General features: G+C 65.8%; 23 protein-coding genes. 8 read left to right on the top strand and 15 right to left on the bottom strand.

Features of this window, described 5'->3' with window-relative positions:
- Positions 1-3: 3 nt before the first annotated feature.
- Positions 4-957, bottom strand: a complete 954-nt coding sequence (puuE, locus tag H162_RS0100435) for an allantoinase PuuE (RefSeq protein WP_020651466.1) — start codon at positions 955-957, stop codon at positions 4-6.
- Positions 958-1,063: 106 nt separating this feature from the next.
- On the opposite strand from puuE, the gene uraH reads away from it, so the two are divergent.
- From uraH to H162_RS0100405, 6 genes are all read left to right on the top strand, one after another.
- Entirely contained in the window at positions 1,064-1,420 is a 357-nt protein-coding gene (gene uraH, locus H162_RS0100430; protein WP_020651465.1) for a hydroxyisourate hydrolase, read from the top strand.
- Between the two features lie 62 nt (positions 1,421-1,482).
- A complete protein-coding gene (locus H162_RS0100425) occupies positions 1,483-3,303 on the top strand; it encodes a DUF4153 domain-containing protein (protein WP_020651464.1) in 1,821 nt (606 codons plus the stop codon).
- Between the two features lie 37 nt (positions 3,304-3,340).
- A complete protein-coding gene (locus tag H162_RS0100420) occupies positions 3,341-3,898 on the top strand; it encodes a ClpP family protease (protein WP_026354068.1) in 558 nt (185 codons plus the stop codon).
- A gap of 119 nt (positions 3,899-4,017) precedes the next feature.
- Positions 4,018-5,316 (top strand): HlyC/CorC family transporter, encoded by a 1,299-nt coding sequence (locus H162_RS0100415; protein WP_020651462.1) that lies wholly within the window; start codon positions 4,018-4,020, stop codon positions 5,314-5,316.
- 157 nt (positions 5,317-5,473) lie between these two features.
- Positions 5,474-7,201, top strand: a complete 1,728-nt coding sequence (gene pilB / locus H162_RS0100410) for a type IV-A pilus assembly ATPase PilB (protein ID WP_020651461.1) — start codon at positions 5,474-5,476, stop codon at positions 7,199-7,201.
- Between the two features lie 7 nt (positions 7,202-7,208).
- Positions 7,209-8,444 (top strand): type II secretion system F family protein, encoded by a 1,236-nt coding sequence (locus H162_RS0100405; protein WP_020651460.1) that lies wholly within the window; start codon positions 7,209-7,211, stop codon positions 8,442-8,444.
- 224 nt (positions 8,445-8,668) lie between these two features.
- Here the strand turns inward: H162_RS0100405 and H162_RS35610 are convergent, their stop codons facing one another.
- Positions 8,669-10,324 (bottom strand): methyl-accepting chemotaxis protein, encoded by a 1,656-nt coding sequence (locus H162_RS35610; protein ID WP_040786009.1) that lies wholly within the window; start codon positions 10,322-10,324, stop codon positions 8,669-8,671.
- A gap of 106 nt (positions 10,325-10,430) precedes the next feature.
- Here H162_RS35610 and H162_RS29805 point away from each other — a divergent pair, with 106 nt between their 5' ends.
- Positions 10,431-11,375, top strand: coding sequence for a MerR family transcriptional regulator (locus tag H162_RS29805; RefSeq protein WP_084676878.1), 945 nt, complete (start codon positions 10,431-10,433; stop codon positions 11,373-11,375).
- A gap of 306 nt (positions 11,376-11,681) precedes the next feature.
- Here H162_RS29805 and H162_RS0100390 read toward each other — a convergent pair whose 3' ends face one another.
- The 13 genes from H162_RS0100390 to H162_RS0100325 all read right to left on the bottom strand — a co-directional run bounded on the left by H162_RS0100390 (position 11,682) and on the right by H162_RS0100325 (position 23,428).
- A complete protein-coding gene (locus H162_RS0100390) occupies positions 11,682-11,924 on the bottom strand; it encodes a DUF6429 family protein (RefSeq protein ID WP_020651457.1) in 243 nt (80 codons plus the stop codon).
- Positions 11,925-12,330: 406 nt separating this feature from the next.
- Entirely contained in the window at positions 12,331-12,552 is a 222-nt protein-coding gene (locus H162_RS0100385) for a tautomerase family protein (protein WP_020651456.1), read from the bottom strand.
- Positions 12,553-13,104: 552 nt separating this feature from the next.
- On the bottom strand, positions 13,105-13,740 hold the full coding sequence (locus tag H162_RS0100375; protein ID WP_020651454.1) for a hypothetical protein: 636 nt from the start codon (positions 13,738-13,740) through the stop codon (positions 13,105-13,107).
- A 12-nt stretch (positions 13,741-13,752) separates the two neighbouring features.
- A complete protein-coding gene (locus tag H162_RS29800) occupies positions 13,753-14,406 on the bottom strand; it encodes a HupE/UreJ family protein (protein ID WP_020651453.1) in 654 nt (217 codons plus the stop codon).
- A gap of 147 nt (positions 14,407-14,553) precedes the next feature.
- Positions 14,554-14,934: a hypothetical protein gene (locus H162_RS0100365; RefSeq protein WP_020651452.1), complete on the bottom strand. Its 381-nt coding sequence runs from the start codon at positions 14,932-14,934 to the stop codon at positions 14,554-14,556.
- A 32-nt stretch (positions 14,935-14,966) separates the two neighbouring features.
- Positions 14,967-16,121, bottom strand: coding sequence for an NAD(P)/FAD-dependent oxidoreductase (locus H162_RS0100360; RefSeq protein ID WP_020651451.1), 1,155 nt, complete (start codon positions 16,119-16,121; stop codon positions 14,967-14,969).
- Complete coding sequence (locus H162_RS0100355; RefSeq protein WP_026354066.1) at positions 16,118-17,494, bottom strand: FAD/NAD(P)-dependent oxidoreductase; 1,377 nt, start codon at positions 17,492-17,494, stop codon at positions 16,118-16,120. Before H162_RS0100355 ends, H162_RS0100360 begins: the two co-directional genes overlap by 4 nt.
- Entirely contained in the window at positions 17,473-17,784 is a 312-nt protein-coding gene (locus tag H162_RS0100350) for a (2Fe-2S)-binding protein (protein WP_020651449.1), read from the bottom strand. Before H162_RS0100350 ends, H162_RS0100355 begins: the two co-directional genes overlap by 22 nt.
- The gene (locus H162_RS29795) at positions 17,781-19,616 is read right to left on the bottom strand and encodes an ABC transporter ATP-binding protein (RefSeq protein ID WP_020651448.1); all 1,836 of its coding nucleotides are present in this window, start codon (positions 19,614-19,616) and stop codon (positions 17,781-17,783) included. Before H162_RS29795 ends, H162_RS0100350 begins: the two co-directional genes overlap by 4 nt.
- Position 19,617: 1 nt before the next feature.
- A complete protein-coding gene (locus tag H162_RS0100340; protein ID WP_026354065.1) occupies positions 19,618-20,490 on the bottom strand; it encodes an ABC transporter permease in 873 nt (290 codons plus the stop codon).
- Positions 20,487-21,443 carry an ABC transporter permease gene (locus tag H162_RS0100335; protein WP_026354064.1) on the bottom strand — a complete coding sequence of 319 codons (957 nt, stop codon included), beginning with the start codon at positions 21,441-21,443 and terminating at the stop codon, positions 20,487-20,489. Before H162_RS0100335 ends, H162_RS0100340 begins: the two co-directional genes overlap by 4 nt.
- Positions 21,444-21,458: 15 nt before the next feature.
- Positions 21,459-22,733, bottom strand: a complete 1,275-nt coding sequence (locus H162_RS0100330; RefSeq protein ID WP_020651445.1) for an NAD(P)/FAD-dependent oxidoreductase — start codon at positions 22,731-22,733, stop codon at positions 21,459-21,461.
- A gap of 26 nt (positions 22,734-22,759) precedes the next feature.
- On the bottom strand, positions 22,760-23,428 hold the full coding sequence (locus H162_RS0100325; RefSeq protein ID WP_020651444.1) for a haloacid dehalogenase type II: 669 nt from the start codon (positions 23,426-23,428) through the stop codon (positions 22,760-22,762).
- 434 nt (positions 23,429-23,862) lie between these two features.
- Between H162_RS0100325 and H162_RS0100320 the strand changes: the two genes are divergently transcribed.
- Positions 23,863-25,338, top strand: a complete 1,476-nt coding sequence (locus H162_RS0100320) for an aldehyde dehydrogenase family protein (protein ID WP_020651443.1) — start codon at positions 23,863-23,865, stop codon at positions 25,336-25,338.
- Positions 25,339-25,364 lie beyond the last annotated feature (26 nt).

Below are 25,364 nucleotides of genomic sequence, written 5' to 3'. Positions count from 1 at the left end.
CTTTCATTCTAGATAAGGGTGCACCGTTTTCCAGTGATTGGCGATATCGATGCGGCGCGCGATCCAGACATGGTTGTGCCGCAACACGTAATCGAGGAAGCGCGCCAGCGCCGCCGCCCGCGCCGGCCGCCCGATCAGCCGGCAATGCAGGCCGATCGACAGCATCTTCGGCTGGTTCAGGCCGTTCGGGTCGCCCTCGGCGTACAGCACGTCGAAGGCATCCTTCAGGTAGTCGAAGAACTGGGTGCCGGAATTAAAGCCCTGCATGGCGGCGAAGCGCATGTCGTTGGTGTCGAGCGTGTACGGCACCACCAGGTGCGGCACGCTGAACGCCTCGCCGCGGTCGTTCTGGGTCTCGACCTGCTGCCAGAACGGCAAGTCGTCGCCATAGTGGTCGGCGTCGTAGGCGAAGCCGCCGTGCTCGACCACCAGGCGCCGGGTGTTCGGCGAGTCGCGCCCGGTGTACCAGCCCAGCGGCGCGGCGCCGGTCAGGTCGCGGATGATCTCGACCGCCTCCTTCATGTGGGCCCGCTCGGTGGCCTCGTCCACGTTCTGGTAGGAGATCCAGCGCAGGCCGTGGCAGGCGATCTCGTGCCCGAGCTCGCGGAAGGCCGCCACCGCCTCCGGATGGCGCTTGAGCGCCATCGCCACCCCGAACACGGTCAGCGGCAGGCCGCGCTCCTCGAACAGGCGCAGCACCCGCCACAGGCCGGCGCGCGAACCATACTCGTAGAGCGACTCCATGCTCATGTGGCGCATCGGGAAGGCGCTGGCGCCGATCATCTCGGACAGGAAGGTTTCCGAGGCCGGGTCGCCGTGCAGCACGCTGTTCTCGCCCCCTTCCTCGTAGTTCAGCACGAACTGCAGCGCCATCCGGGCTTCGCCCGGCCACTGCGGATGGGGAGGCGTACGGCCGTAGCCGACCAGGTCGCGCGGGTAATTGGCGTAAGTGTCCATGGGAACGAAGGGTGGTGAGGTATATGAACGATCATATATTGCAGGAAGCACAACGGTATATGATTACTCGCATACGCCAGTTCAGCGTTCACATATAGGAGACAGGATGGGCAAACTCAGCACCCACGTGCTCGACACCGCGCACGGCCGCCCCGGCGCGGGCGTCAAGGTGGAACTGTACGCGGTCTACGACGACAGCGGCCCCACCCTGTTGCGCAGCGCGGTCACCAACAGCGACGGACGCTGCGACAAGCCCTTGCTGGAAGGCGCCATGCTGCAACCGGGACGCTATGAACTGGTCTTCGGGGCCGGCGACTATTTTGCCGCCCTGGGCGTGGAATTGCCGGAACCGCGATTTCTCGACCGCATCACGATCGCCTTCGGGATCGCCGACCCCGGCCAGAACTACCACGTGCCGCTGGTGATGACGCCCTGGTCGTACTCGACCTATCGCGGGAGCTAGCGGTCCTGCGGTGTTTTTCCAGTTTGCAGTAAGATTTCCGATTCACAACTGGATCACCGCCCATGCATTCCCCCTCGCCACCTGCCGCTCCCGACGACCATGACCACCCAGCCTGGCTCGGCGCCACGCGGATCGGGATCGGCCTGGGCCAGGGGCTGGTGCTGTACCTGCTGTACCGGGCGGCGAAAAACGCCGCCTGGCCGGCGACCGAGCCGCTCCTGTTCGCGCCGCTGGTGCTGGCCGCGCTGCTGGCGCCGGTGCTCCTGATCAGCGGCCTGGGCCATATGCCGCGGCGCCGGCTCCTGCCCTGGGCCGGCATCGCGGCGGCGGTGACGGCCGCGTTCGGCGTCTACGATGTCTGGCGCGCCGCCGGCATGCCCGACCCGCAGCCGTGGCGGCCCGTGACGCCATCGATGGAACTGTCCGTCTTCCTGGCGGCCGGCCTGTTCATCGCCCATGCGCTGGTGCTGTCCGGAAGCCACGACCGGCGCCGCATCGCGTCATACGCCACGTATTTCGAACTGGCCTGGAAACTCGGCGTGCAGCTCGCGTTCAGCACCCTGTTCGTGGGCGCGGCCTGGGTGGCGCTGCAGCTCGGCGCCGCGCTGTTCCAGCTGGTCCGGCTCGACTTCATGCAAAGGCTGGCCGGGCATGCCTGGTTCGCGATTCCCGTCACCGCCTTCGCCTTCGCGTGCGCCATGCACCTGACCGACGTCAAGCCGGGCATCGTGCGCGGAATCCGCAACCTCGCGCACGTCCTGCTGGCCTGGATCCTGCCGGTGCTGGCCCTGCTGGTCGCCGGCTTCATCGGCATCCTGCCGTTCACCGGGCTGGAACCGCTGTGGGCGACGCGCAGCGCCGCCGCCGTGCTGCTGGGCGCCATGGCCGCCTTCGTCATCCTGATCAATGCGGCCTGGCAGGACGGCGCGACGCCGGCGGCGCGCGTGGTCGCGCTGTCGGCGCGGGTCGCCAGCATCCTGCTGGCGCCGCTGGCCGCGCTGGCCATCTACGCGCTGGCGCTGCGCGTGCACGAGCATGGCTGGACGAACGACCGCATCATCGCCACGGCCTGCCTGCTGGTGGCCAGCTGCTATGCGGGCGGCTATGCGGCGGCGGCCCTGCGCAAGGGCGGGCTGCGCGGCATCGCGGGCGTCAACATCGCCACCGCCTTCGTGGTGCTGGGCGTCCTCCTGGCGCTGTTCTCGCCGGTGGCCGATCCGGCCCGCCTGTCGGTCAAGGACCAGCTGGCCCGGCTCGAGGCCGGCAGGCTGCCCCTGGAGAAATTCGACTTCGCCTACCTGCACCAGCACGGCGGGCGCTTCGGGCGCGAGGCGCTGGCCCGCCTGGAAGCGAATGCGACCGGGCCGGACCAGGCCCTGGTGCGCGCCCGCCTTGCGCAGCTGCAGCAGTCCGAGTCGCCCCGGCCGCCGCAGCGTCCCCTCGACCTTGCCGACAACCTGCGCGTCTACCCCCAGGGTGCGCGCCTGCCCGACAGTTTCCTGGCGTCGGACTGGACCCGGGCCCCGGCGCCGCAGGAACGGCCGGCCTGCCTGCGCCAGCCGGGCATCGCCTGCGACGCCTTCGTGCTCGACCTCGGCGGCGATGCCAGGCCGGAAGTCATCCTGGTCGGCGCCGAGCCGTTCGAGACGGCCGTATTCCGTGAAGCCGGGCCGGACCGGTGGCAAGCGGTGGGAAGCCTTCCGCCGCAGCTGGTCACCTGCCCCGCCTTGCGCCAGGCCCTGCGTGACGGCAAGGTCCGGGTCGTCCCGCCCGCCATGGGCGACCTCGAGATCGCCGGCCAGCGGGTGCCGGTGCAGGAGTTGCCCGACCTGGCCTGCCGGCCGGCGCCCCCGGCGGTCGAGGGAGGCGCTGCCCGGCAGTGAATTTTGCTATGCTGGGTGCACCGCATCGGGAGCACCTATGTCATTGCACATCGTTCACTTCATCGGGCCGATCAACCACAATTCCGCGTGCACGATCCGTAACTGCTGCCTGCAGGCCCTGCAGAACGGCGCCACCGAACTCGAACTGCACATGTCGACCGAGGGCGGCAACATGACGGCCGGCTTCGCGCTGTATTTCTTCCTGAAATCGTTGCCGCTGCCCCTCATCACCCACAACATCGGCAGCGTCGAATCGGTCGGCGTGGTGATCTTCCTGGCCGGGCAGAAACGCTACGCCTGCCCCGGCACCCGCTTCCTCATCCACCCGCTGCACTGGGGCTTCGGCAACCTGGTGGCGGCCGACCACGCGCGCGTGTCGGAATGGCGCGACTGCCTCGACTTCGATGCCGAACGCTACGCCACCGTCTTCGTCGAAGCCACGCGCGAGGCGGGCCGCGAGACCGACATCCGCTGCAACCTGACCGGCAATGCCCGCATCTTCACCGCCGAGGAAGCCTTGGAGGCGGGCATCATCCACGAAGCCATCCAGGCCCGCCTGCCGTCCGTCGGCTCCACCTGCCACTGGTGGAATTAATCAAGACGTCCGCTTGCACCACCTAAACAGTTAACTTAGAATCAACTACGCGGCCCACAAGCCGCACCGCGCTGGCGCCCCCGTTGCCCAGTTCCCAGCAAGCTTCTTCACGGTGAGCCTTGGATTCCGTCCCGCTGTGGGTGCCCGTCCTCGCACTGGTCCTCCTGATTCTCCTGTCCGCATTCTTCGCCATGGCGGAAACCGCCCTGATGGCCTCGAACAAGTACCGCCTGCGCCACCTGGCCGAGCGCGGCAACCGCGGCGCGATCACGACACTGAAACTGCTGGAACGCACCGACCGCTTCCTGTCCCTGGTCCTGATCGCCAACATCCTGCTCAACGCCATGGCCGCCGCCCTGGTCACCGTGGTCGCCATCGAACTGTTCGGCAACGAGGAGGGCGTGATCACGGCCGCCGCCGCCATCGTCGCCTTCCTGCTGATCGTGTTCGCCGAAGTCGCGCCCAAGGTCATCGGCGCCACCTACCCGGAACCGATCTCGATCGCCACCAGCCTGCCGCTCCAGACCCTGATGCGCATGGCGCGGCCCCTGATCTGGTTCGTGAACCTGTTCGTGTTCGGCCTGCTGCGCCTGTTCCGCATCCGCACCGGCGCCGACGCCCGCCAGACCCGCCTGTCGCCCGAGGAACTGCGCTCGATCGTGCTCGAAGGCGGCAATTTCATCCCGCAGAAGCACCGCAGCATCCTGCTCAACCTGTTCGACCTGGACACCGTCACGGTCGACGACATCATGATCCCGCGCACCCAGATCGAGGCGCTCGACCTGTCCGATCCGCTCGAGACCATCCTCGAGGAACTGACCACCTGCTACCACAACAAGCTGCCCGTCTGCGAAGGCGAGATCAACCGCATCGTCGGCATCCTGCACGTGCGCAAGGCGGTCGGCCTGCTGCGCGAGGCCGAGGACCTGACCAAGGACCACCTGCGCGAACTGCTGGTCGCGCCCTACTTCATCCCCCAGGACACCGGGGCCCTCGACCAGCTGCAGCAATTCCAGGAACAGCGCGAACGCCTCGGCATCATCGTCGACGAATACGGCGAGGTGCAGGGCCTGGTCACCCTCGACGATATCATCGAGGAAATGATCGGCAACTTCACCACCTCGGTGCCCGGCACCGCGCGCGGCGATTCGGTGGGCTGGAACGCCAAGGGCGAATGCCTGCTCGAAGGCAGTACTCCCTTGCGCGACATCAACAAGAAGCTCGGCCTCGACCTGCCCCTGGACGGCCCCAGGACCGTCAACGGCCTGCTGCTGGAACACCTGCAGGAAATTCCCGAGGCCCCGATCGCGCTCAGGATCGGCAATTGCGTGATCGAAGTGGTCCAGGTCCAGAACCAGGCCATCCGGATCGTCAAGCTGTTACGCCCGGTTGCATCAAGACGCTTACTATCTTTCTAGGCGATCCTGCATGCCTTTTCGTCTACGTGGTGCGCACGCATCTTCCCGGACAGCAAATACTTTACAAATTTGATGCCTATAGGCATCATCCGTAGAGTCCGCCAGTCTGCCGCCCAGGCCCGGCGCCCACGTCGCTTCTCCTCACAACACAGCGTTTATGGCAGCAGTCCTCCCTAACACGACCACAGGCACCCCGCTGTCGGGACTGGCGCGCGCGCTGGTCCAGGCCAGCCGCCTGAGCGCCGTGCAGGCGGATGCGCTGCAACGCAAGGCAAGCACCGACAAGACGCCCTTCATCGACGTCCTGCTGGCCAGCGGCGCGATCGACGCATCCGCGCTGGCCGTGTTCTGCGCCGAGACCTTCGGCTACCCGCTGCTCGACCTGTCGGCCTTCTCGGTCGAGGCCCTGCCGGCGGCCGCCATCGACGCCAAGCTGATGCAGGGCCAGCGCGTGATCGCGCTGGCCAAGCGCGGCAACAAGCTGTCGGTCGCCCTGTCCGACCCGACCAACAGCCAGGCCCTGGACCAGATCAAGTTCCAGAGCGAAGCCTCGGTCGAACCGGTGATCGTGCCGCACGACACCCTGCTGGCGCTGCTGGCGGGCATGGCCAAGAGCGCCGGCGACAGCCTGAGCGACCTGGCCGGCGACGATACCGAGATCGAGTTCGCCGAGGAGGATGCGCAGCCGCTCGCGGCGGTCGACACCGCCAACGAGGTCGAGGATGCGCCGATCGTGCGCTTCCTGAACAAGATCCTGATGGATGCGGTGCAGCTGGGCGCCTCGGACATCCACTTCGAGCCCTACGAAAAGTACTACCGGATCCGCCTGCGCGTGGACGGCGTGCTGCGCGACCACGCCTCGCCGCCGCTGTCGATCCGCGAGAAGCTGGTCTCGCGCATCAAGGTGCTGGCGCGCCTCGACATCGCGGAAAAGCGCGTGCCGCAGGACGGCCGCATGCGCCTGATCCTGTCGGCCACCCGCACCATCGACTTCCGGGTCAGCACCCTGCCCACCCTGTTCGGCGAAAAGACCGTGATGCGTATCCTGGATGCGACCCAGGCGCAGATGGGCATCGACGCGCTCGGCTACGATCCCGACCAGAAGGCCCTGCTGCTGGACGCCATCACCCGTCCCTACGGCATGGTGCTGGTGACCGGTCCGACCGGTTCCGGCAAGACGGTGTCGCTGTACAGCTGCCTGAACCTGCTGAACAAGCCGGGCATCAACATCTCGACCGCGGAAGACCCGGCCGAGATCAACCTGCCCGGCGTGAACCAGGTCAACGTCAACGACAAGGCCGGCCTGACCTTCCCGGTGGCGCTGAAGTCCTTCCTGCGCCAGGATCCGGACATCATCATGGTCGGCGAGATCCGCGACCTGGAGACCGCCGACATCGCGATCAAGGCCGCCCAGACCGGCCACATGGTGTTCTCCACCCTGCACACCAACGATGCGCCCTCGACCCTGACGCGCCTGATGAACATGGGCGTGGCGCCGTTCAACATCGCCTCCTCGGTGATCCTGATCACGGCCCAGCGCCTGGCGCGCCGCCTGTGCACCTGCAAGCAGCCGCTCGAGATCAGCCACGAGGCGATGCTGGGAGCCGGCTTCCGCGAGACCGACATCGACGGCAGCTGGAAACCCTACGGCCCGGTGGGCTGCGACCGCTGCCTCGGCTCCGGCTACAAGGGCCGGGTCGGCCTCTACCAGATCATGCCGATCACGCCCGCGATCGAGGCATTGATCCTGGCAAACGGCAATTCGATGCAGATCGCCGCCCAGGCCGAGAAGGAAGGCGTGAACTCGCTGCGCCGCTCCGGCCTGATGAAAGTGAAACAAGGTTTGACCAGCCTCGAAGAAGTGCTCGGCTGCACCAACGAATAGGAACGATATGGCAACTTCCCTCCCCACCAAGAGCCGCGGCGGCGCCCAGGTCAAGGAAGCCGTCTATGCCTGGGAAGGCAAGGACAAGGCGGGCCGCATCGTGCGCGGCGAGCTGCGCGCCGGGGGCGAGGCGATCGTCAACGTGACCCTGCGCCGCCAGGGCATCCTGGTCACCAAGGTCAAGAAGAAGGTCTACCGCAGCGGCAGGAAGATCACCGACAAGGACCTGACCATGTTCACGCGCCAGCTGGCGACGATGATGAAGGCCGGCGTGCCGCTGCTGCAATCCTTCGACATCGTCGGCAAGGGCCATGCGAACCCGTCGATGGCCAAGCTGATCAACGACCTGCGCAACGATGTCGAGACCGGCACCAGCCTGAACCGCGCATTCCGCAAGTTCCCGCTCTACTTCGACCCGCTGTTCTGCAACCTGGTGGGCGCGGGCGAACAGGCCGGCATCCTGGAAGACCTGCTCACCCGCCTGGCGATCTACAAGGAAAAGACGCTGGCGCTCAAGAGCAAGATCAAGTCGGCCCTGACCTACCCGATCGCGATCCTGGCGATCGCCTTCATCGTCACCGCCGTCATCATGATCTGGGTGGTGCCGGCCTTCAAGCAGGTGTTCGAGAGCTTCGGCGCCGACCTGCCGACCCCGACCCTGGTGGTGATGGCGATCTCGGAATTCTTCGTCACCTGGTGGTACCTGATCTTCGGTTCGATCATCGGCAGCATCTACTTCTTCCTCCAGGCCTGGAAGCGCTCGCTGAAGATGCAGCAGGCCATGGACCGCATCCTGCTGCGCCTGCCGATCTTCGGCGAGGTGATCCGCAAGGCGACGATCGCGCGCTGGACCCGCACCCTGGCGACCATGTTCGCGGCCGGCGTGCCCCTGGTCGAGGCGCTCGATTCGGTCGGCGGCGCCTCCGGCAATGCCGTCTACCTGGACGCCACCCGCAAGATCCAGGGCGAGGTGAGCACCGGCGTGAGCCTGACGGCGGCCATGCAGAACACCACCGTGTTCCCGAATCTCGTGATCCAGATGGTGCAGATCGGCGAGGAATCGGGTTCGCTCGACGCCATGCTGGGCAAGGTGGCGGACTTCTTCGAGGAGGAAGTGGATGAGGCGGTGGCCGCGCTGTCGTCGCTGATGGAACCCCTGATCATGGTGATCCTCGGGGTGCTGATCGGCGGGCTGGTGGTGGCGATGTACCTGCCGATCTTCAAGCTGGGTTCGGTGGTCTGAGCGAGGGCTCTTGTGGGTTCACAGAATCGTTCGCAGTCTCCCAGAATATTGGGCAGTGACTTCGCCGTGTTCTCAGACGAACTCGCTGCCGGGCGCCTTCACAAACCTTCCTTGCCCGGCCAACGACGGAACTTTAGCCTTGAACTCCGGTGTGTGCACCCTGCGTTGTTTACCTTCACTCATTCGCTACCATCCCTTCAAGGACGACAGCTTAAACTACCGTCTCAACTTCGGGGTCCACTATAGAGCGTGCCTGCGAGCGCCGGAACGACACGGTCCCGGCCTTGAGGGTTTGCATGCCTGCCGGCCAGTTTGAAAATGGCGACGACGTTGCCAAGATTTTTCGCCTGCTCTTGCAGCGAACTGGCTCCGGCAGCCGCCTCGTCGACGAGTGCCGCGTTCTGCTGGGTCACCTGATCCATCTGGCCAATGGCGCGGTTGACCTGCTCGATACCAACGCTCTGTTCCTGGCTTGCCGCCGTGATGTCGGCCATGATGTCGGTCACCCGATTCACACTCCCGACAATCTCATCCATCGTCGAGCCCGCTTCGGCGACGAGCTGGCTTCCTGCATCAACCTTGTCGACCGAATCTCCGATCAATATCTTGATCTCTTTCGCAGCCGCTGCGGAGCGCTGCGCCAGGTTGCGTACTTCGGTCGCCACTACCGCGAAGCCGCGCCCTTGCTCGCCTGCGCGCGCAGCTTCCACTGCGGCATTGAGAGCGAGGATATTGGTCTGGAAGGCGATCCCGTCGATCACGCTAATGATGTCGACGATTTTCTTGGACGAGGTATTGATCGACTCCATCGTCTTCACCACCTGAGAAACGACTTCGCCACCCTTGAGCGCCACAGCTGCGGCTGATACCGCAAGGCGATTGGCCTGGAGCGCGTTATCTGCATTCTGTTTCACCGTCGACGTCAGCTGCTCCATTGCGGAAGCGGTTTCTTGAAGCGAAGACGCCTGCAGCTCGGTACGGGACGATAGATTGAGATTACCAGAGGCAATCTCATGGGTTGCGGCTGAAATGGCGTGTGTGCTGCTGCGAACCTCCGCAACGATCTTCAGCAGACTGTCCCGCATGTCCTTCATTGCAAACAGTACGCTGGAACGGTTGCTCTCGTCGGTATCGATCACGACAGCAAGATCGCCTGTGGCAATGCGGTTCGCAATCGCGCTTGCCTGTGCCGGCTCGCCGCCCAATGCTCGCAATATTGCCCTGACAATCACGGCTGCGACGAGGGTCCCCGTGGCCACTGCCGCAGCGCACATAATCAACATCAGCTCCTGAAACCCGCTTGCCACTTCCCTGGCGTGCGCGGACTCGGACTGGTTCATCTCTTCCTGCAGATCGATGAATTTGTTGATGCGGGCCAGCCATTCCACGAATGCGGGGCGGGCTTCCGTGAGCATCAGCTCCTTTGCCCGATCAGGCTCGCCCGCTTGGCGCAGCGCGATTACTTTTGCAATCATCGGTAGCGTGCGAGCCTCGATCTCCTTGATACTGGCCAGGATTTGCCGCTCGTCAGGACGCGTGTCAGTGCGCTCGCCGAACATCCCGTCAAGCAGCACCGCTGACTTTTGATAGTCGGACGTCAGGCGCGCGATGTCGGACAGGACTTTCTTGATCTCGTCGTCACTCTCGACAAGCGTCAGGTCACGCAGGCTTATCGCGCGGTCATGTACGCTGCCGCGGAAGTTGATCGCATAGCGTTGCTTTACACTATTGACGTCCCCGATGGTACTCAAGCCCGCGGAAACCGTGTTGACGCGACTGACACCAATTCCTGTAAGAACAATCATCAAGAAGAGTATTACTGCGAATCCGATACATACCCGGGCCCTGATGGTAAGACCCGATAATCCTGTGCTGAGCATAGTAGATCCTGAAAGTGACGCCAAGGCTGACAAAACAGTTTTGTTTCTGAAGAGAAATTAATATAACATAGGTTTTGTCTTAGACAAATAGAATTTTGAGGCAAAAATGGTATCAATATCAGTGGTATCCGGTGAAACAGGGATTGCAAAGGAAGTATTAAGAAAATGGGAAGACCGTTACGGCTTTCCCATGCCGGACCGCGATGACGCAGGAAATCGCATGTATTCCGTAGAGCAGGTGAGCAGGATCAAGCTCATCAAGCTGCTATTGGATGCGGGCTTGCGACCTGGCATGGTGGTGCCGCTTGACGAGGCGCAGCTCCATGAACTGATCAAAAAGAAACGGACACCTGTCGTCACCGGTGCGGGAGAAGAAGGCCGGCAGTTGATCGATCTGCTGCTGAAGAGAGACCCGAACCAGTTGCGTGAGAATCTACGGAGCGCGCTAACTCGCCTTGGACTGGAAGGCTTTGTCCTGAACCTCTTGCCCCGTCTAAACAATGAAGTCGGCAATGCCTGGGCCGCCGGTACGATCGAGATACACGACGAGCACTTGTACACGGAGACAGTGCAAGCCTTGATCAGGGAAGCGCTTCCTCATGCATTGAACCCGCTTGGCTGGCCTCGTATACTTCTCACAACGGTTCCTGGCGAATTGCACACGCTTGGCACGCTGATGGTAGAGGCTGCGCTTACCGTGAGCGGGGCACGCTGCATTTCCCTTGGTGCGCAGTCCCCTCTCCCGGAGATCGCATCCGCAGCCAAAGCCTACGGCACGCACATCGTTGGACTTTCGTTCAGCGCCTCTTTCCCGAAGAAGAACATCAGTCCGATGCTCAGGCAGCTAAGGCTGCAACTGGAACACGGGATTCAATTATGGGTGGGCGGAGCCGGCGTAGTCGGGCTTGATAAGGTGCCAAGAGGGGTACGCATTTTCAGCACTCTGGAGGAAGCCTCTAACGCGATGCAGGAAGGGCGACAGCGTCATGCCTTCGCGCCGGGCTGTCCTGCCAGCGATGCATCCAGTGCGCCAGCGCCGCCTCATAGGTGAGGAAGGGGCAGGACCTGACCCGAATGGCGTGCTTATTCGCGCATCAAGAAGATGATAAGACCGGCGGCGTTCCGTTCCGGCCGGAACGTCGTTCTTCCATCGCTCACGCAAGGAGGATTTCCCGGCGATGGAGGGGCCCGATCAGGCAAGCAAGGTGATCATCGGCAGCGTGGCGATGAAGCCGCCAAAGCGGTCACCGCGCTTCGTGGTTTCCGACACCAGTACAAGTCCTTGGCAGCTGGCTGATGCAACTCGCGCCGCTGTCCGACGGCGGCGCGCAGCCTGCAGCTGACGCTGCACGAGGACTTACTTCTGCGCTTCGCTGGACACCGTGAAGTATTCGTTGAAGAGTCGCGCTGATTTCTCCATGCCCTCGTCGGTGAGGACGACGGACATCGTTTTGTTGACGGGGTCACAGATCAGGCCCTGTTCATACAGCCGGTTCAGGACATCCCAGTCGAAGCTTTTCCAGGCCCGGTAGCGGTCATGCAGGGTTAGCTGGAAAAGCGCCAGCACCACTTCATCAATTTTCCTGGTATCGACAGTCATGGCATGTCTCCTGCAGAAGTCTCGATTCGGCGTTACGACACATGATGCCATAAGCTGTTCCGGGAATCTGCACGAAGAATGTGCCCTCCAGCGGCCACAGGAAAGCAGTGCGGGGCAGCGCCGAACAGCTGCGGAAGCAGAACGGACACGGCTTAAATTAAACGGCAAAGTGTCTCGACTGATGGGTCCACTTTAACCGCGCATCACGGACCATGTCGGAAAGAGGGAAAAGTCTCAGCATACTTAAAACCGTTCTGAGATTTCGCAAGGGTTGTGCGTCCATGTCCGAATGACAGACCTGACCCTGAATGCCATCCCTCGGGCACGACAAGCGGTGCGGCGGCAGGAGGCAGGTGCGCAACGCGTCATCGGCCCCTGTCGCAAAACCGGTGAATGTCCGCCCCGATTAACTGCCTTTCAGCACAGCGGCCACGTCGTCGAGGGTGACCACCTGGCCTCCCATTCCCCACCCGCCGTCCGGCACCTCGTTGATATGAACCCAGGTGAAGGCGCGAACGGCCGGGAAACCCTCGGCTTCGACGACAGCGTCGGTGACCCTTTTGATCATGTCGGCCTTCTTCGCATCGTCGAGCGAACCGGCAGGAATGGAAATTTGAACGAGTGGCATGGTAAGACTCCTTGTCGAAGCTTCGTCACACTGGTCTGGTGACGAGGTGATTCATGTTTGAAAAACGGGCGCCGGATACTTCGGCGCGGGTTTTTCTGGTTGCGAGCAATTTTGTAATTTTGCTCATGAAGACTCGATGTGGTCGAAGTCGAGCGCTAAAACGGAACCGATTACATCGGTACCGATTAAATATATTCTGGGGTAGAGGCATATGGAAGTCAAGTGTCTCGCACACGTATTTCGGGGGACGTCCGCAACGCCGGCACGGGCGCTCGGCAGTGTTGAAAAACCTGGAATGGATTCAGCTACCGGCATGAAGAGGCGGCGCACAGGATGGCGCCGCCTGTGCGACAGAACGCGTCGCCCGACTATTCGTGCTTGTGTCCGTGCTCCTGCTCGCCCTCGCCGTGTTCGTGGCGGTCGCACCCGGTGACGGCCGCGCTGAAGATCAGCAGGCAAAGACTGAGTAATGCGGAAAAGCGCTTCATGGAAGTCCTCTATGGGTAAGCAAGGGAAGTGCGGCGTTCCGGCCAGGACGGAACGCCGCCGGTCTTACATCATCTTCTTGATGCTCGCATAAGCGCCGCTGGTCTTGAGCGTGATCGTGACCGGCTTGTCGCCACGGTTACGCCAGAACCAGCCATGATTGCCATCGAAGACCGCCGCGAACTCGCCGCTGCTGCCGGTGACCTGCTTCTCCTTCTTGTAGCTGTGGAAGGTGTTGGCCGGACCGTTGGCCGGATCGCCGTGGGTATCGTGATTGACCGGGCCGCCGTCGGTCTTCCACTCGTAGTGCACGGTCGCGCCCTTCAGCATCGCCATTTTCACTTCGGTGCCCTCGCCGGGCTGGAGCGTCACCTGCATTTCGTCCTTGCGTACGGTCCCCGCCGCAGGCGCCGGCGTGGCGGGCGGCGCCGTGAAGGCGACCGCCGCGGCGGCGCCCCCTTGCGGCTTGCGCTCAGCGGCAGCCTCGTCGGCGAGCGCTTCCGCCGCCAGCGCGGCCTTGATCTTGCCCATCTCGGTCAGCTGGAGGACATTGCCGATGCCGGTCGGATCGATGCCGTATTCGGAGGGCAGCACGACGGTGGCCAGGAGGACGCCGGCCGTGACGAGGGCGATGGCGGTGGAGCGCAGGAGCTGGGCGTGGCTGGGAAGCTCTGCGCGGCGCGGCATATCGGTGTTGTACATGTGCGTGTCCAATCAAAGAGTGAAGTAGCCGGCCAGCTGGTAGCCGATCAGCATGAAGCCGCAGGTCATCATGGCGACGTTGGCGGTATAGGCGTGGCGCAGGAAGCTGTCGGAGCGGCGCCAGAAGCCCATGGCGATCAGGATGGTCCCGAGCGCCAGCAACTGCCCCACCTCGACCCCGATATTGAAGGCGATCATGTTGGTCACCAGGCCATCGGGCGATATCTCGTAGTCCTGCACCTTGGTCGCCAGGCCGAAGCCGTGGAACAGGCCGAAGACCAGCGTCGCGACCCTGGTGTTCGGCTGGACGCCGAACCAGCGCTGGAAGGCGCCGACATTGTCGAGGGCCTTGTAGACCACCGACAGGCCGATGATCGCGTCGATCAGGTAACCGTTGATGGTGGTGCCGAAGTAGACGCCCGCCATCATGGTGGTCGAATGGCCGATCGCGAACAGGCTGACGTACAGGCCGATGTCCTTGAGCTTGTACAGGAAGAAGATCACCCCGAACAGGAACAGGATGTGGTCATAGCCTGTGAACATGTGCTTGGCGCCCAGGTACATGAAGGCCAGGAAATGGACACCGCTGATCTCCTGGATATAGCCTTTGTCGCCCTCGGCGATGCCGTGCGCCTGGGCAGTGGAGATCGCCAGCAGGGTCAGCATCAGAATGCCGGCGATGGACAGCAGGAGGCGGTGCGATCCTGCGCGCGCAGGTCGCCGGCCGCCCCCGGTGAAAGGGAGTGGAAACATGAATTTCTCCGAAATGTATTGCGGTAAATGAGCGCAGCCGGCGGCCGCGGCCCGGGCGAATCACGCAAGGACAGCCGGCTTCGGAGGACGCTCGAGCGGATGGACCACGACCGAGCGGAACGGAAGCGCCGCCTCGGTGTGCCAGATCGGGAGGAAGGAAAATTGTACGACCGCCAGGACCAGGCGCAAGGGAAAGTCATGGGTGTGGTCGCTGGGGTCGTGCTGGTGCGAATGGACGTGGGCGCGGGCCTCTTTTGCCTTCGTGGCGAGCTGGTGATGTCCATGGTCCGCCTGCGCTGTGCCGACGGATTGGCTGTGATCGGCATGGCGGTGCGCCATCCGGGTATGCGAGGTGGACAGCACACTCATGCACTGCAGGCCGAGCACGAACACCACCAGGATGGCGGCGATCAGGCGCTGGCAGGTGCAGTGTCGATCCATGGTTTTCCTCGACAGTCAGGCGATGTCCATCCTCACACCGCCACCGCCTGCGCCGCCGGCGCCTGGCTGAAGCGCTTGATCAGGAAGGGCTCCAGCGGCGTGCTGGTGCTGCCGGTGGCGATCAGCTCGGCCATGACATCCCCCACCCCGGGCCCGATCTGGAAGCCGTGGCCGCTGAACCCGAAGGCGTAATACAGCCCGCTGACCTTCGCGCTCGGCCCCATCACCGGCAGGTTGTCCGGCATATAGCCTTCGATCCCGCTCCAGGTACGGATGATGTTCAGGCGCCCCACCGGCGGCGCCAGCCGCGCCAGCTGCTGGAACTGGGTCAGGATGTGTTCCGGCAGCACATAGGCGCGCCGGGTGTCGGTATGGGCCGGTCCCCGTCCGCAGCCGCCGAAGATGATGTTGCCGCGCTTGATCTGGCGGAAGTACAGCGTCTCTTCCAGCAAGGGCGTGGCCACGCCGACCGCCGGCAGGATCCGGTACGGCATCGGTTCGGTGACGCCGAGCTGGGGTCCGCGCGCCGCCAGCGGCACCGCTTCGCCGAACTGCGCGCTCATCGCATCGCCCCAGGCGCCGCTGGCCACCATCATGCTGGGGGCGCGGAATACGCGGCCATCGGCGCAGGTGGCGCGGAACTCGCCGCCCTCCTTGGCCACCTCGAGCACCTCCGTGTTCTCGAAGATCTGGGCGCCGAGCCGGCGCGCGGCGCGGGCAAAGGCCGGCGCGGCCAGGCGCGGGTTCGCATGCCCGTCGTCCGCGGACAGCGAGGCGGCCCTGACTTCCCTGCCCAGGAAAGGCCAGCGCGCCCGCATCTCTTCGCCATACACCATCTGCAGGTGCAGGCCGTACTCGCGCGCATCGCGCGCATATTTTTCCAGCACCCCCACCTGTTCTTCGGTGTACGCCACCCGGATATGCCCCGACTGCAGGAACTCGATATCGTCGTCGATCAGTTCCGGCAGCTTCTTCCAGATCTCGAAGGAACGGTTGGCCAGCGGCAGCTGCGGCAGGTAGCGGGCCTGGCGGCGCACATTGCCGAAATTGGTCCCGCTGGCCTGCTGTCCGACCAGGCCGCGCTCGAGCACGATGGCCGAGACGCCGCGGCGGCGCAGGAAATAGGCGGCGGAGGAGCCCATCAGCCCTCCTCCGATGATCAAGACGTCGGCGGACCGGGTGTTCATTCCTGCTCCTCGTGGGTGACGATGGCCAGCGGCTTGACGGGAGCCTGGCCGCGCAGGCGGCCCACCAGCTCGACCGGCACGCCGGTGGCGTGGGCGATGATCTCGGCGCCGGCCTGGCCGCAGTAGCGGCCCTGGCAGCGCCCCATGCCGACCCGGCTGAAGGCCTTGGCGCGATTCGCCTCGCAGGCGCCCATCTCGCGCGCCACGTGGCGCAGCTCTCCGGCAGTGATGCTCTCGCAGCGGCAGACGATGGCATCGTCCGGCAGTTGCGCGGCCTGCCGCACCGGCCAGGGGAAGCCCTGCACCAGCCCGCGCCGGAAGCGGTCCATCTTCTGCTGCCGGGCGATCAATTCGTCGACCTGGGCGCGCCGCACCGGGATGCCCAGGTCGGACAGGGCCGACAGGGCGGCCAGCCGCCCGGCGTTCTCGGCGCCGTCGGCGCCGAGGATGCGGGCGCCGTCCCCCGCCAGGTAGACACCGGCCACCGAGCTGCGGCCTTCCAGGCTCACTTCGGGAAACCACTGGCGCGTCTCGGCATCGAAGCGGAAGGCGCAGCGCGCCAGGTCGGCCAGCTGGGTCTCGGGGCGCAGGTGGTAGCCCATCGCGATCGCATCGCAGGCGATCTCGCGCGTGGCGCCGCCCTTGTCGCGGAACACCAGGGAGCGCACGCCGTCCTCGGGCAGCCCCTTGATCTCGAGCGGCTCGATGCCGGACAACACCGGCACGCCGGCCGCGCGCAGGCTGGAAATGAAGGACAGGCCGTTGCGCAGCAGCCGTGGCCGTGCGAGCAGCTGCGGCAGCGCCTTGAGCTGGTCGCGCAGGCGCGAGGTGTCGAGCACGCCCGCCACCTTGGCTCCCGCCTTCAGGTACTGCATCGCCACCAGGTACAGCAGCGGGCCGGTGCCCATGAACACGACTTCGCGTCCGATCGAGCAGGCCTGCGACTTGAGCGCGATCTGGGCGGCGCCCAGGCTGTAGGTGCCGGCCAGCTGCCAGCCCTTGACCGGCATCAGGCGGTCGGTCGCACCCGAGCAGATGACCAGCGCATCGAAGCCGATGCGCGACGCGATCCCGTCACGCACGACATGCAGTTCTCCGGCGGTGATGTTCCAGGCCAGCGTCTCGCTGCGGTAATCGATCCGGTCGCGGATGGCGTCGAAGCCGCGGTGCAGCGCCGCCGCGCGTTCGGCCTCGGAACCGTACAGGGTGGCATAGCTGCGGGTGAAGCCTTCGGGCTGGCGCCGGTAGATCTGGCCGCCGTCGCGCCGTCCTTCGTCGATCACGACCGGGCGCAGGCCGGCCGCCACCAGCTGCTCGGCGCAGCGCACGCCGGCAGGGCCGGCTCCCACCACTACGACGCGAGGCTGAACCATGCGGCCTCCGTGTCTTCGGTCACGATGCGCATGCCCTCTTCGACCGGCGTCGAACAGGCGCGCAGGCGCTGGCCCTCGGCGGTCCAGACCCAGCAGTCCTGGCAGGCGCCCATCAGGCAGAAGCCGGCGCGCTTGCCGTCGCCGAACTCCGAGCTGCGCACGCTGCGCGCCGCGCCGAGCACGGCCACCAGCAGCGTATCGCCGGCCAGCGCCTGGGCGGGACGGCCGTCTATCGTGAAATTGATCGTGGGGCGGCCGGTTTCGGCCAGCCGGATGAATCGGCCTGTCATGCGACTTCCTCAAAACGGTCGAAGGACGCCTGCATCTGCGCAAGCGCGGCGTTGGAATGGTGGCACAGGATCTCGCTGCCGTTGTCGAGGCGCTGGCGCGGCGGCGGGCTGGTATTGCACAGGCCATCGACGCGGGCGCTGCAGCGGTCGCGGAAGGAGCACAGCCCCGGTACGGCGGCGCCCGGCGCCAGCGCCGGCAGCACCGCGGCGCTGCGTCCCTCGACTTCGTCGAGCCAGCCCTGGCGCAGGCGCGGCACCGACGAAATCAGGAGATGCGAATACGGATGGTAGGGAGGCGCGGCCAGCGCCGCGCGCGGCCTCGCCTCCACCTTGTTGCCGGCGTACAGGACCACGATCTCGTCGCAGATGGCGCGCACCGTGCCGATGTCGTGGCTGATGAACAGGTAGGAGAGCTTGAGTTCGCGCCGCAGTTCGGCCATCAGGTCGAGGATCGCGCTTGCCACCACCGTGTCGAGGGCCGAGGTGATCTCGTCGCACAGCACCAGGTCGGGCTTGGCCGCCAGCGCGCGCGCCAGGTTGATGCGCTGCTTCTGCCCGCCCGACAGCGCGCCGGGGCGGCGGCTGGCCACCGTTTGCGGCAGGCGCACCAGGTCGAGCAGCTCGGCCACCCGCTTCTTCTGCGCCGCCGCATCCAGCCCATGGTAGAAGGCCAGCGGGCGGGCCAGGATGCGTTCGACGGTATGCGCCGGATTGAGCGCGGTGTCGGCATTCTGGAACACGAACTGGACCCGGCGGAACTGTTCGCGCGACCGTCCGTGCATGCCGAGCGGCTCGCCGTCCAGCAGGACCTTGCCGCGCGCCGCCGGCACCATGCCCGCGATCACGCGCGCCAGGGTGGTCTTGCCCGAGCCGGACTCGCCGATGATGCCGACCGTGGCGCCGCGCGCGATGCGCAAATGGATGTCGTTCAGGATGCGCTTGGCCGGCAGTCCGTCGGCGCCGGTCGGTCCGTAGCCGGCCACCAGCGAGCTCACTTCGAGCAGCGGACGGGCGCTACTGTCCGCTACCGGCGGCAAGGTGCGCGCGGCCGGCTCGGCGGCCGCCAGCAGGCTTTGCGTGTAGCCATGCTGCGGATCGTTCAACAGGCGGCCGGTCGGCGCCGTTTCCTGGATCTCGCCGCCGCGCAGCACGACGATGCGGTCCGCCATCTGGGTCACGACCGCCAGGTCGTGCGAGACATACACGGCCGTCGCACCGGAATGGCGCACCACGTCGCGGAAGGCGCGCAGCACCTCGATCTGGGTGGTGACGTCGAGCGCGGTGGTCGGCTCGTCCAGGATCACCAGGGCCGGATCGGTGATGAAGGCCATGGCCGCCATGACCCGCTGCAGCTGGCCGCCCGAGACCTGGTGCGGATAGCGCTGTCCGATCGTTTCCGGATTCGGCAGGGCGAGCGCGCGGAACAGCTCCACCGCCTTGGCCTCGGCCTGGGCGCGGGTCAGCACGCCGTGGATCAGGGCGCTCTCGATCACCTGCGCCATCAGGGTGCTGGACGGATTGAAGGCCGACGCCGCGCTTTGCGCGATGTAGGCGACGGTGCGCCCGCGCAGTGCGCCCAGCTGGGCTTCGCTCATGCCGACCAGCTCCTGCTGCCCCACGCGCACGCTGCCGCCGGCGATCCGGCAGCCGGCGCGCGCATAGCCCATCAGCGACAGCGCGATGGTGGTCTTGCCCGAGCCCGATTCGCCGATCAGCGCCAGCACCTCGCCCTTCGGAATCGAAAAATCGATGTCCTTGACGATCGCCGTTTCGCTGCCGTCGCTTTGCCGCGCCAGCACGCGCAGTTTCTTTACCTGGACCAGGTCAGTCATCTCAGCCTTCCTTTCCGGCGCGGCCGCCGCGCAGGTTGTCGATCAAGAGGTTCACGCCGATGGTCAGCAGTGCGATCGCCAGCGCCGGCATCAGCACGGCGGGAGCGCCTTCGGAGAGGCCGGCGATGTTCTCGCGCACCAGCGAGCCCCAGTCCGCATCCGGCGGCTGCACGCCCAGGCTGAGGAAGGACAGGCCGCTCAGGAGCAGGACGATGAAGACGAAGCGCAGGCCGAAGTCGGCCAGCACCGGCCCGATCATGTTGGGCAGGATTTCGACGCGCATGATGTAGGCCATGCCCTCGCCGCGCGAGCGCGCCGCCTGCACGAAGTCCATCGCCTGCACGTTCACCGCCAGGGCGCGCGCGATCCGGTACGAGCCAGGCATGAAGCTGATCGCCGCCGTCAGGATCAGCAGCGGCACCGAGGAGCCGAAGGACGCCACCATCATCAGTGCGAACATCTTGCTGGGAATCGAGATCAGGGCGTCGAGCGCGCGGCTCAGGGTAGCGTCGACCAGGCCGCCCGCCGTGGCCGCGAACAGGCCGAGCGTGGTGCCGGTCAGGCTCGCCAGCAGGGTGGCCGCCAGCGCCAGCGCCACCGTGAAGCGGGCGCCGACCAGGATCCGGCTGAGCATGTCGCGTCCCAGGTAATCGGTCCCCAGCAGGAACTGGCTGCTGATCGCCCCGAACACCTCCTCGTCGACGATGGCGGCGGGGTCGTACGGCGCCAGGGACGGCCCGAACAGCGCCATCAGCAGGCACAAGGCGGTGAGCACCAGGCCGAGCATGCCCAGCAGGGATGGCGCCAGCAGCGCCGGGCGCCGCTCTGCGGGCGCGCCGGCGCTGGCCGGCACAGTCGTGGACGGAGTCTTCATTGATTCCTCAGGCGCGGGTTGGAGACGATTGCACAGATATCGGCCAGCATGACCAGCAGCAGGTAGGCGCCGCAGAAGATCATCGCGCAGGCCTGGATCAGGGGAATGTCGCGGGTCGTGACCGCATCGATCATCAGGTTGGCGATGCCCGGATAGTTGAAGATGCTCTCGACGATCAGCACGCCGCCCAGCAGGTAGGACAGGCTCAGGGCCACGGCGTTGGCGATCGGCCCGATGGCGTTCGGCAGCGCATGGCGCAGCACGATCCGCACCGGCCCCGCCCCCTTCAGGCGCGCCATCTCGACATAGGGCGAGTCGAGCTGGTCGCTCACCGCCGCGCGGGTCATGCGCGCCATCTGGGCCACGATCACGCAGCACAGGGTGAACACCGGCATGGCGTAGGCGCGCAGGAACGCGCCCAGCGAGTCGATATCGGCCGTGTGCGACAGCGCCGAGAGCCAGCGCAGCTTGACCGCGAACACCAGCACCGCCAGGGTGGCGATCAGGAATTCGGGCACCGACACCACCGACACCGCGGCCAGGTTCACCGTGCGGTCCAGCAGCGAACCGCGGTACATCGCCGACAGGATGCCGAGGGTGAGCGCCAGCGGCACCGAGACCGCCGCCGTGGCCGCCGCCAGCACCAGGGAGCTGGGCAGGCGCTTGCCGATCAGTTCCGCTACCGGCATGCCGTTCACGACCGAGGCGCCGGCGTCGCCGCCGGCCAGGTTCCCCAGCCATTGCAGGTAGCGCACCGGGGCCGGCTGGTCGAGGCCGAACTGCGCGCGCAGCGCGGCCACGGCTTCGGGCGTGGCCGCCTGCCCCAGCGATTCCTCGGCGGCGTCGCCCGGCAGCAGGTTGGTGATCATGAAGACCACGACCGACACGATCAGCAAGGTCAGCATGCCGAGGCCCAGGCGCTGAAGCAGCAGTCTTCCTATGGTTCCATTCATGTGCTCTCCTCTGCTTCAGTGCAGCCGGTCCTGCAATTTGTAATATGCCCCGACAAGAGGCAAGAACCATGCCTTGCCGAAGTAGCCAGGGATCGACGGCCAGTCCAGGTCGCGCCATGGATTCAGGTCGGTCCTGCCCGCCATGATCTCCGCCATCAGCTGGCCCATGTGCACCGACATCTGCACCCCGTGCCCGCTGTAGCCGAGCGAATAGAACATGCCTTCGTGGCGTCCCGCCCGCGGCAGGCGGTCGGCGGTCATGTCCACCAGGCCCCCCCAGCAGTAATCGATCCGGGTCTGTTCCAGCTGCGGGAAGAATTCGGTCATGGTGTCGGCCAGGATGCGCCCGCTCTTCTGGTCCGACTTCGGATTCGACAGCGCAAAGCGCGCGCGGCCGCCGAACAGCAGGCGGTCGTCCGGGGTGATGCGGAAGTAGTTGCCGATGTTCTTGGTGGTGACATAGTTGCGCCTTGTCGGTGCGATCTCGTCGAGCGTCGCCTTGTCGAGCGGTTCGGTGGCGATGATGAAGCTGCCCACCGAGACCAGGCGCCGGCGGAAGTGGCGGAACGGCCCCAGGCTGGAGTTCCCGGTCGCCAGGAAGACCTGGCCGGCCGTGACCGTGCCGCGTGCACAGCTCAGGCGGTAGCCGCCGGCCTGGCGCTCGATCGCGGTGACGGCCGCCGATTCATAGACCCTGGCGCCGGCCCTCGCCGCCGCTGCGGCCAGGCCCACGCCGAATTTCCCCATGTGCATCTGGGCGCCATCCTTCTGCAGCAGCCCGCCATGGAAGCTGCGCGAGCCGATTTCTTCGCCCAGGCGCTCCGGGGCGACCAACTGCACGCCTGGGTCGACGCTGGTGCGCAGCTGCTCGTGGATGCGCTGCAGCTTGGCGTAATGTTCCGGCTTGGCCGCGACCTTCAGCTTGCCGCAGCGGCGGAAATCGCAGTCGATTCCTTCGTCCCGCACCAGTCGTTCGACGGTGTCGACGGCGCTGTCGTAGGCCTTGTAGAAGGCGCGCGCATTCTGTTCGCCCAGGCGCGCCGCCAGGTCGGCGTAGTCGTGCGCCAGGCCGGTATTGCATTGGCCGCCATTGCGTCCGGAGGCCTCGCCGGCCACCCGGCCGGCCTCCAGCAGCACGACCGACGCTCCGCTCCTGGCCAGCGCCAGGGCGGCGGACAGGCCGGTGAAGCCGCCGCCCACCACCACGACATCGGCATGCGGCGGGACCTTCCCCTCGGCGCCCTCGGTGAACGGGGGCGCGGTATCGAGCCAGTAGGATTCGAGCTTCATCAGGTGTCCTGTCCGTCGCGGGTGGATCAGAGGCCCAGCAGGCCCGGCAGGCCCGAGAGGTCCTTGATTTCGTGGTAGCCGTAGTGCGGCGTCGACGGTTCGTGGCCGCGTGCGACGAACACCTTGTTGGTGATGCTGCAGTCGTGCGCGGGCATCAGGTCGTAGCGCAGGCTGGACGACACGTGCAGGACGTCTTCCGGGTTGCAGTTCAGGTTATCCAGCATGTACTCGAAGGCGGCCAGGCGCGGCTTGTAGACCTTGGCCGTTTCGGCGGTGAAGACCTTGTGGAAAGGCGCACCCAGCATCTCGACATTGTGCATGATCTGGGCGTTCGCCGCGTTCGAGTAGATCACCAGCGGGAATTCCTTGGCCACTTTGGCCAGCGCATCCGGGACGTCCGCATGCGGCCCCCAGGTCGGCACGGCGTCGTAGAACTGCTGCGCTTCCGCGTCGATGTAGTCGATGCCCCACTTCTTGCAGGTGCGCGCGACCGCGTTCTTGACCACGTCCTGGTAAGGCTTCCAGGCGTCCAGCACTTCGTCCAGGCGGTAGGATGCGAAGTGCAAGATGAATTCTTCCATGCGCTCGGCCGGCACGCGGTCGGCGAAGATGGATCGCGCCATGTCCGCCATGCGGAAGCGGGTCAGGGTGCCATAGCAGTCGAAGGTGATGTATTTGGGCCGCAAGATGCTCATTGTTTTCCTCTGGTGGTCGGGGTGATTCGGACCGGTTCCGCGCCGCGCCGTGGCAGGTGTCGCAGAGCCGCTTCGTGATATTCATTACACCATGCCCCCACGTGTGCAATATCGCGTTTTACTGTCCGGTCGAGACAGAATGCGCGGTTTTGGGCGCCGTAATCAGCACACCTTGCTGCGGGCTGCAGGGGGTCCCGGCCAGGGCCTCGCGGCGCACCGGAATGGCGCGCGCGTGCACCAGTTTACATAGGAGAAAACCGGCTTTTCCCGGCGCCTGCGCGCAAAGAGCAGGATGTGCCGGATCCGGCCCAACAACACCAGCTTGCGCCACCTGGCGCCGCGACGACCGCATTTAATGCTGCGGGTTCGGCGTAGGATCGACCATCGACCCCGGCCGCATCCGCGGCCCTGACCCTCAGACAAAGGAAGATGCAATGGAGCGGATTCATCCCGACGCGGTGAGCGTGCGCAGCGCCCACTATATTGGTGGCGCCTATATCGACGACGAACTGGCCCTGGAAGTGCGCCGCCCCTCGGACGGCAAACCCTATGCCGGCCTGCCGGTGGCCAGCCCGGAGATGGTCGACCGCGCCGTGCAGGACGCCTGGAGCGCCTTCAGGACCAGCGACTGGGCGCGCCGCGCGCCGCGCGAGCGCGCGCGCGTGCTGCGCCGCTGGGCCGACCTGATCGAGCTTGACGCGGCCGTGCTGGCGCCGATGGAAACGGTGGGATCGACCCGCCCTATCCGCGACGCGCTGGGCTGGGACGTGCCGTTCACCGCGGAAGGCATCCGCTTCTTCGCCGAATTCGCCGACAAGCACGGCGGCGACGTGGCGGCCACCCGCAGCGACACGCTGGGCATGACCATCGCCGAGCCGTACGGGGTCATCGGGGCGATCGCGCCGTGGAACTTCCCGCTGGTGATGGCTTCCTGGAAGATCGCCCCGGCGCTCGCCGCCGGCAACGCGGTGGTGCTCAAACCCTCGGAGCTGACCCCGTTCTCGGCGCTGCGCCTGGCCGAACTGGCGGTGCAGGCCGGCATGCCGCCCGGGATCTTCAATGTGATCCAGGGCGACGGCGCCGTCACCGGCGACGCCCTGGTGCGCCATCCAAAGATCTCGAAGGTGACCTTCACCGGCTCGACCCGCACCGGCAGCGCGATCATGGCGGCCTGCGCACAGACCGGCATCAAGCCGGTCACCCTGGAGCTGGGCGGAAAAAGCCCGCAGGTCGTGTTCGCCGACGCGCCCGACCTGGACCGGACCGCGCGCACGATCGCCGGCGCCATCAGCGGCAATGCCGGACAGGTCTGCGTCGCCGGCTCGCGCCTGATCGTGCAGCGCTCCGCCGCCGACCGGCTGGTGAGCGGCATCGTGGCGGCCTTCGGGGCGCTCAAGGCCGGCCACACCTGGGAAGACGACACCACGCTGCCGCCGATCATCCGTCCGTCCGACGCGCTGCGCATCGACGGCGTGGTGCAGCGCACCGTGGCGGCCGGCGCCTCGCTGCTCTGCGGCGGGCGCCTGCTGGCGGTCGCCGGCGCCGGCGGCTACTACCAGCCGACCATCCTGGCCGACGTACACGCCGGCATGGAAGCGGTGCGCGACGAAATCTTCGGCCCCGTGCTGACGCTCCAGGTATTCGACGACGACGATGAAGCGCTGGCGCTGGCCGACCATCCCGCCTATGGCCTGGCCGCCGGCGTCCATACCGCCGATATCGGCCGCGCCCTGCGCTTCGTGCGCAAGCTGGAGGCCGGCACGGTCTGGGTCAACCGCTACGGACGCAGCGCGGATTACGTGATCCCGACCGGCGGCTTCAAGCGTTCCGGCGTGGGCAAGGACCTGGGACGCCAGGCCTACGAGGCCAACCTGCGCTTCAAGAGCGTGCTGATCGACTTCGCGGAGTAAGCGAAAAAATGCTGCGGCATGGTGCA

This window comes from Massilia niastensis DSM 21313 (genome assembly GCF_000382345.1).
Classification (GTDB): Bacteria; Pseudomonadota; Gammaproteobacteria; order Burkholderiales; family Burkholderiaceae_D; genus Telluria; species Telluria niastensis.
Note: the sequence above shows the minus strand (reverse complement) of the source record. Positions and strands in the feature narration are given on the sequence as shown.

Excerpts from the sequence above, each read along its gene's own strand:
- H162_RS0100365 (WP_020651452.1), bottom strand. The coding sequence starts at position 14,934 with ATGGATCGACACTGCACCTGCCAGCGCCTGATCGCCGCCATCCTGGTG.
- H162_RS0100375 (WP_020651454.1), bottom strand. The coding sequence starts at position 13,740 with ATGTACAACACCGATATGCCGCGCCGCGCAGAGCTTCCCAGCCACGCC.
- H162_RS35610 (WP_040786009.1), bottom strand. The coding sequence starts at position 10,324 with ATGCTCAGCACAGGATTATCGGGTCTTACCATCAGGGCCCGGGTATGT.
- H162_RS29800 (WP_020651453.1), bottom strand. The coding sequence starts at position 14,406 with ATGCTGACCCTGCTGGCGATCTCCACTGCCCAGGCGCACGGCATCGCC.
- H162_RS0100350 (WP_020651449.1), bottom strand. The coding sequence starts at position 17,784 with ATGACAGGCCGATTCATCCGGCTGGCCGAAACCGGCCGCCCCACGATC.
- H162_RS0100360 (WP_020651451.1), bottom strand. The coding sequence starts at position 16,121 with ATGAACACCCGGTCCGCCGACGTCTTGATCATCGGAGGAGGGCTGATG.
- H162_RS0100405 (WP_020651460.1), top strand. The coding sequence starts at position 7,209 with ATGGCAACTTCCCTCCCCACCAAGAGCCGCGGCGGCGCCCAGGTCAAG.
- puuE (WP_020651466.1), bottom strand. The coding sequence starts at position 957 with ATGGACACTTACGCCAATTACCCGCGCGACCTGGTCGGCTACGGCCGT.
- H162_RS0100355 (WP_026354066.1), bottom strand. The coding sequence starts at position 17,494 with ATGGTTCAGCCTCGCGTCGTAGTGGTGGGAGCCGGCCCTGCCGGCGTG.
- H162_RS0100425 (WP_020651464.1), top strand. The coding sequence starts at position 1,483 with ATGCATTCCCCCTCGCCACCTGCCGCTCCCGACGACCATGACCACCCA.
- H162_RS29795 (WP_020651448.1), bottom strand. The coding sequence starts at position 19,616 with ATGACTGACCTGGTCCAGGTAAAGAAACTGCGCGTGCTGGCGCGGCAA.
- H162_RS0100340 (WP_026354065.1), bottom strand. The coding sequence starts at position 20,490 with ATGAAGACTCCGTCCACGACTGTGCCGGCCAGCGCCGGCGCGCCCGCA.
- H162_RS0100385 (WP_020651456.1), bottom strand. The coding sequence starts at position 12,552 with ATGCCACTCGTTCAAATTTCCATTCCTGCCGGTTCGCTCGACGATGCG.
- H162_RS0100320 (WP_020651443.1), top strand. The coding sequence starts at position 23,863 with ATGGAGCGGATTCATCCCGACGCGGTGAGCGTGCGCAGCGCCCACTAT.
- H162_RS0100390 (WP_020651457.1), bottom strand. The coding sequence starts at position 11,924 with ATGACTGTCGATACCAGGAAAATTGATGAAGTGGTGCTGGCGCTTTTC.
- uraH (WP_020651465.1), top strand. The coding sequence starts at position 1,064 with ATGGGCAAACTCAGCACCCACGTGCTCGACACCGCGCACGGCCGCCCC.
- H162_RS0100325 (WP_020651444.1), bottom strand. The coding sequence starts at position 23,428 with ATGAGCATCTTGCGGCCCAAATACATCACCTTCGACTGCTATGGCACC.
- pilB (WP_020651461.1), top strand. The coding sequence starts at position 5,474 with ATGGCAGCAGTCCTCCCTAACACGACCACAGGCACCCCGCTGTCGGGA.
- H162_RS29805 (WP_084676878.1), top strand. The coding sequence starts at position 10,431 with ATGGTATCAATATCAGTGGTATCCGGTGAAACAGGGATTGCAAAGGAA.
- H162_RS0100335 (WP_026354064.1), bottom strand. The coding sequence starts at position 21,443 with ATGAATGGAACCATAGGAAGACTGCTGCTTCAGCGCCTGGGCCTCGGC.
- H162_RS0100330 (WP_020651445.1), bottom strand. The coding sequence starts at position 22,733 with ATGAAGCTCGAATCCTACTGGCTCGATACCGCGCCCCCGTTCACCGAG.
- H162_RS0100420 (WP_026354068.1), top strand. The coding sequence starts at position 3,341 with ATGTCATTGCACATCGTTCACTTCATCGGGCCGATCAACCACAATTCC.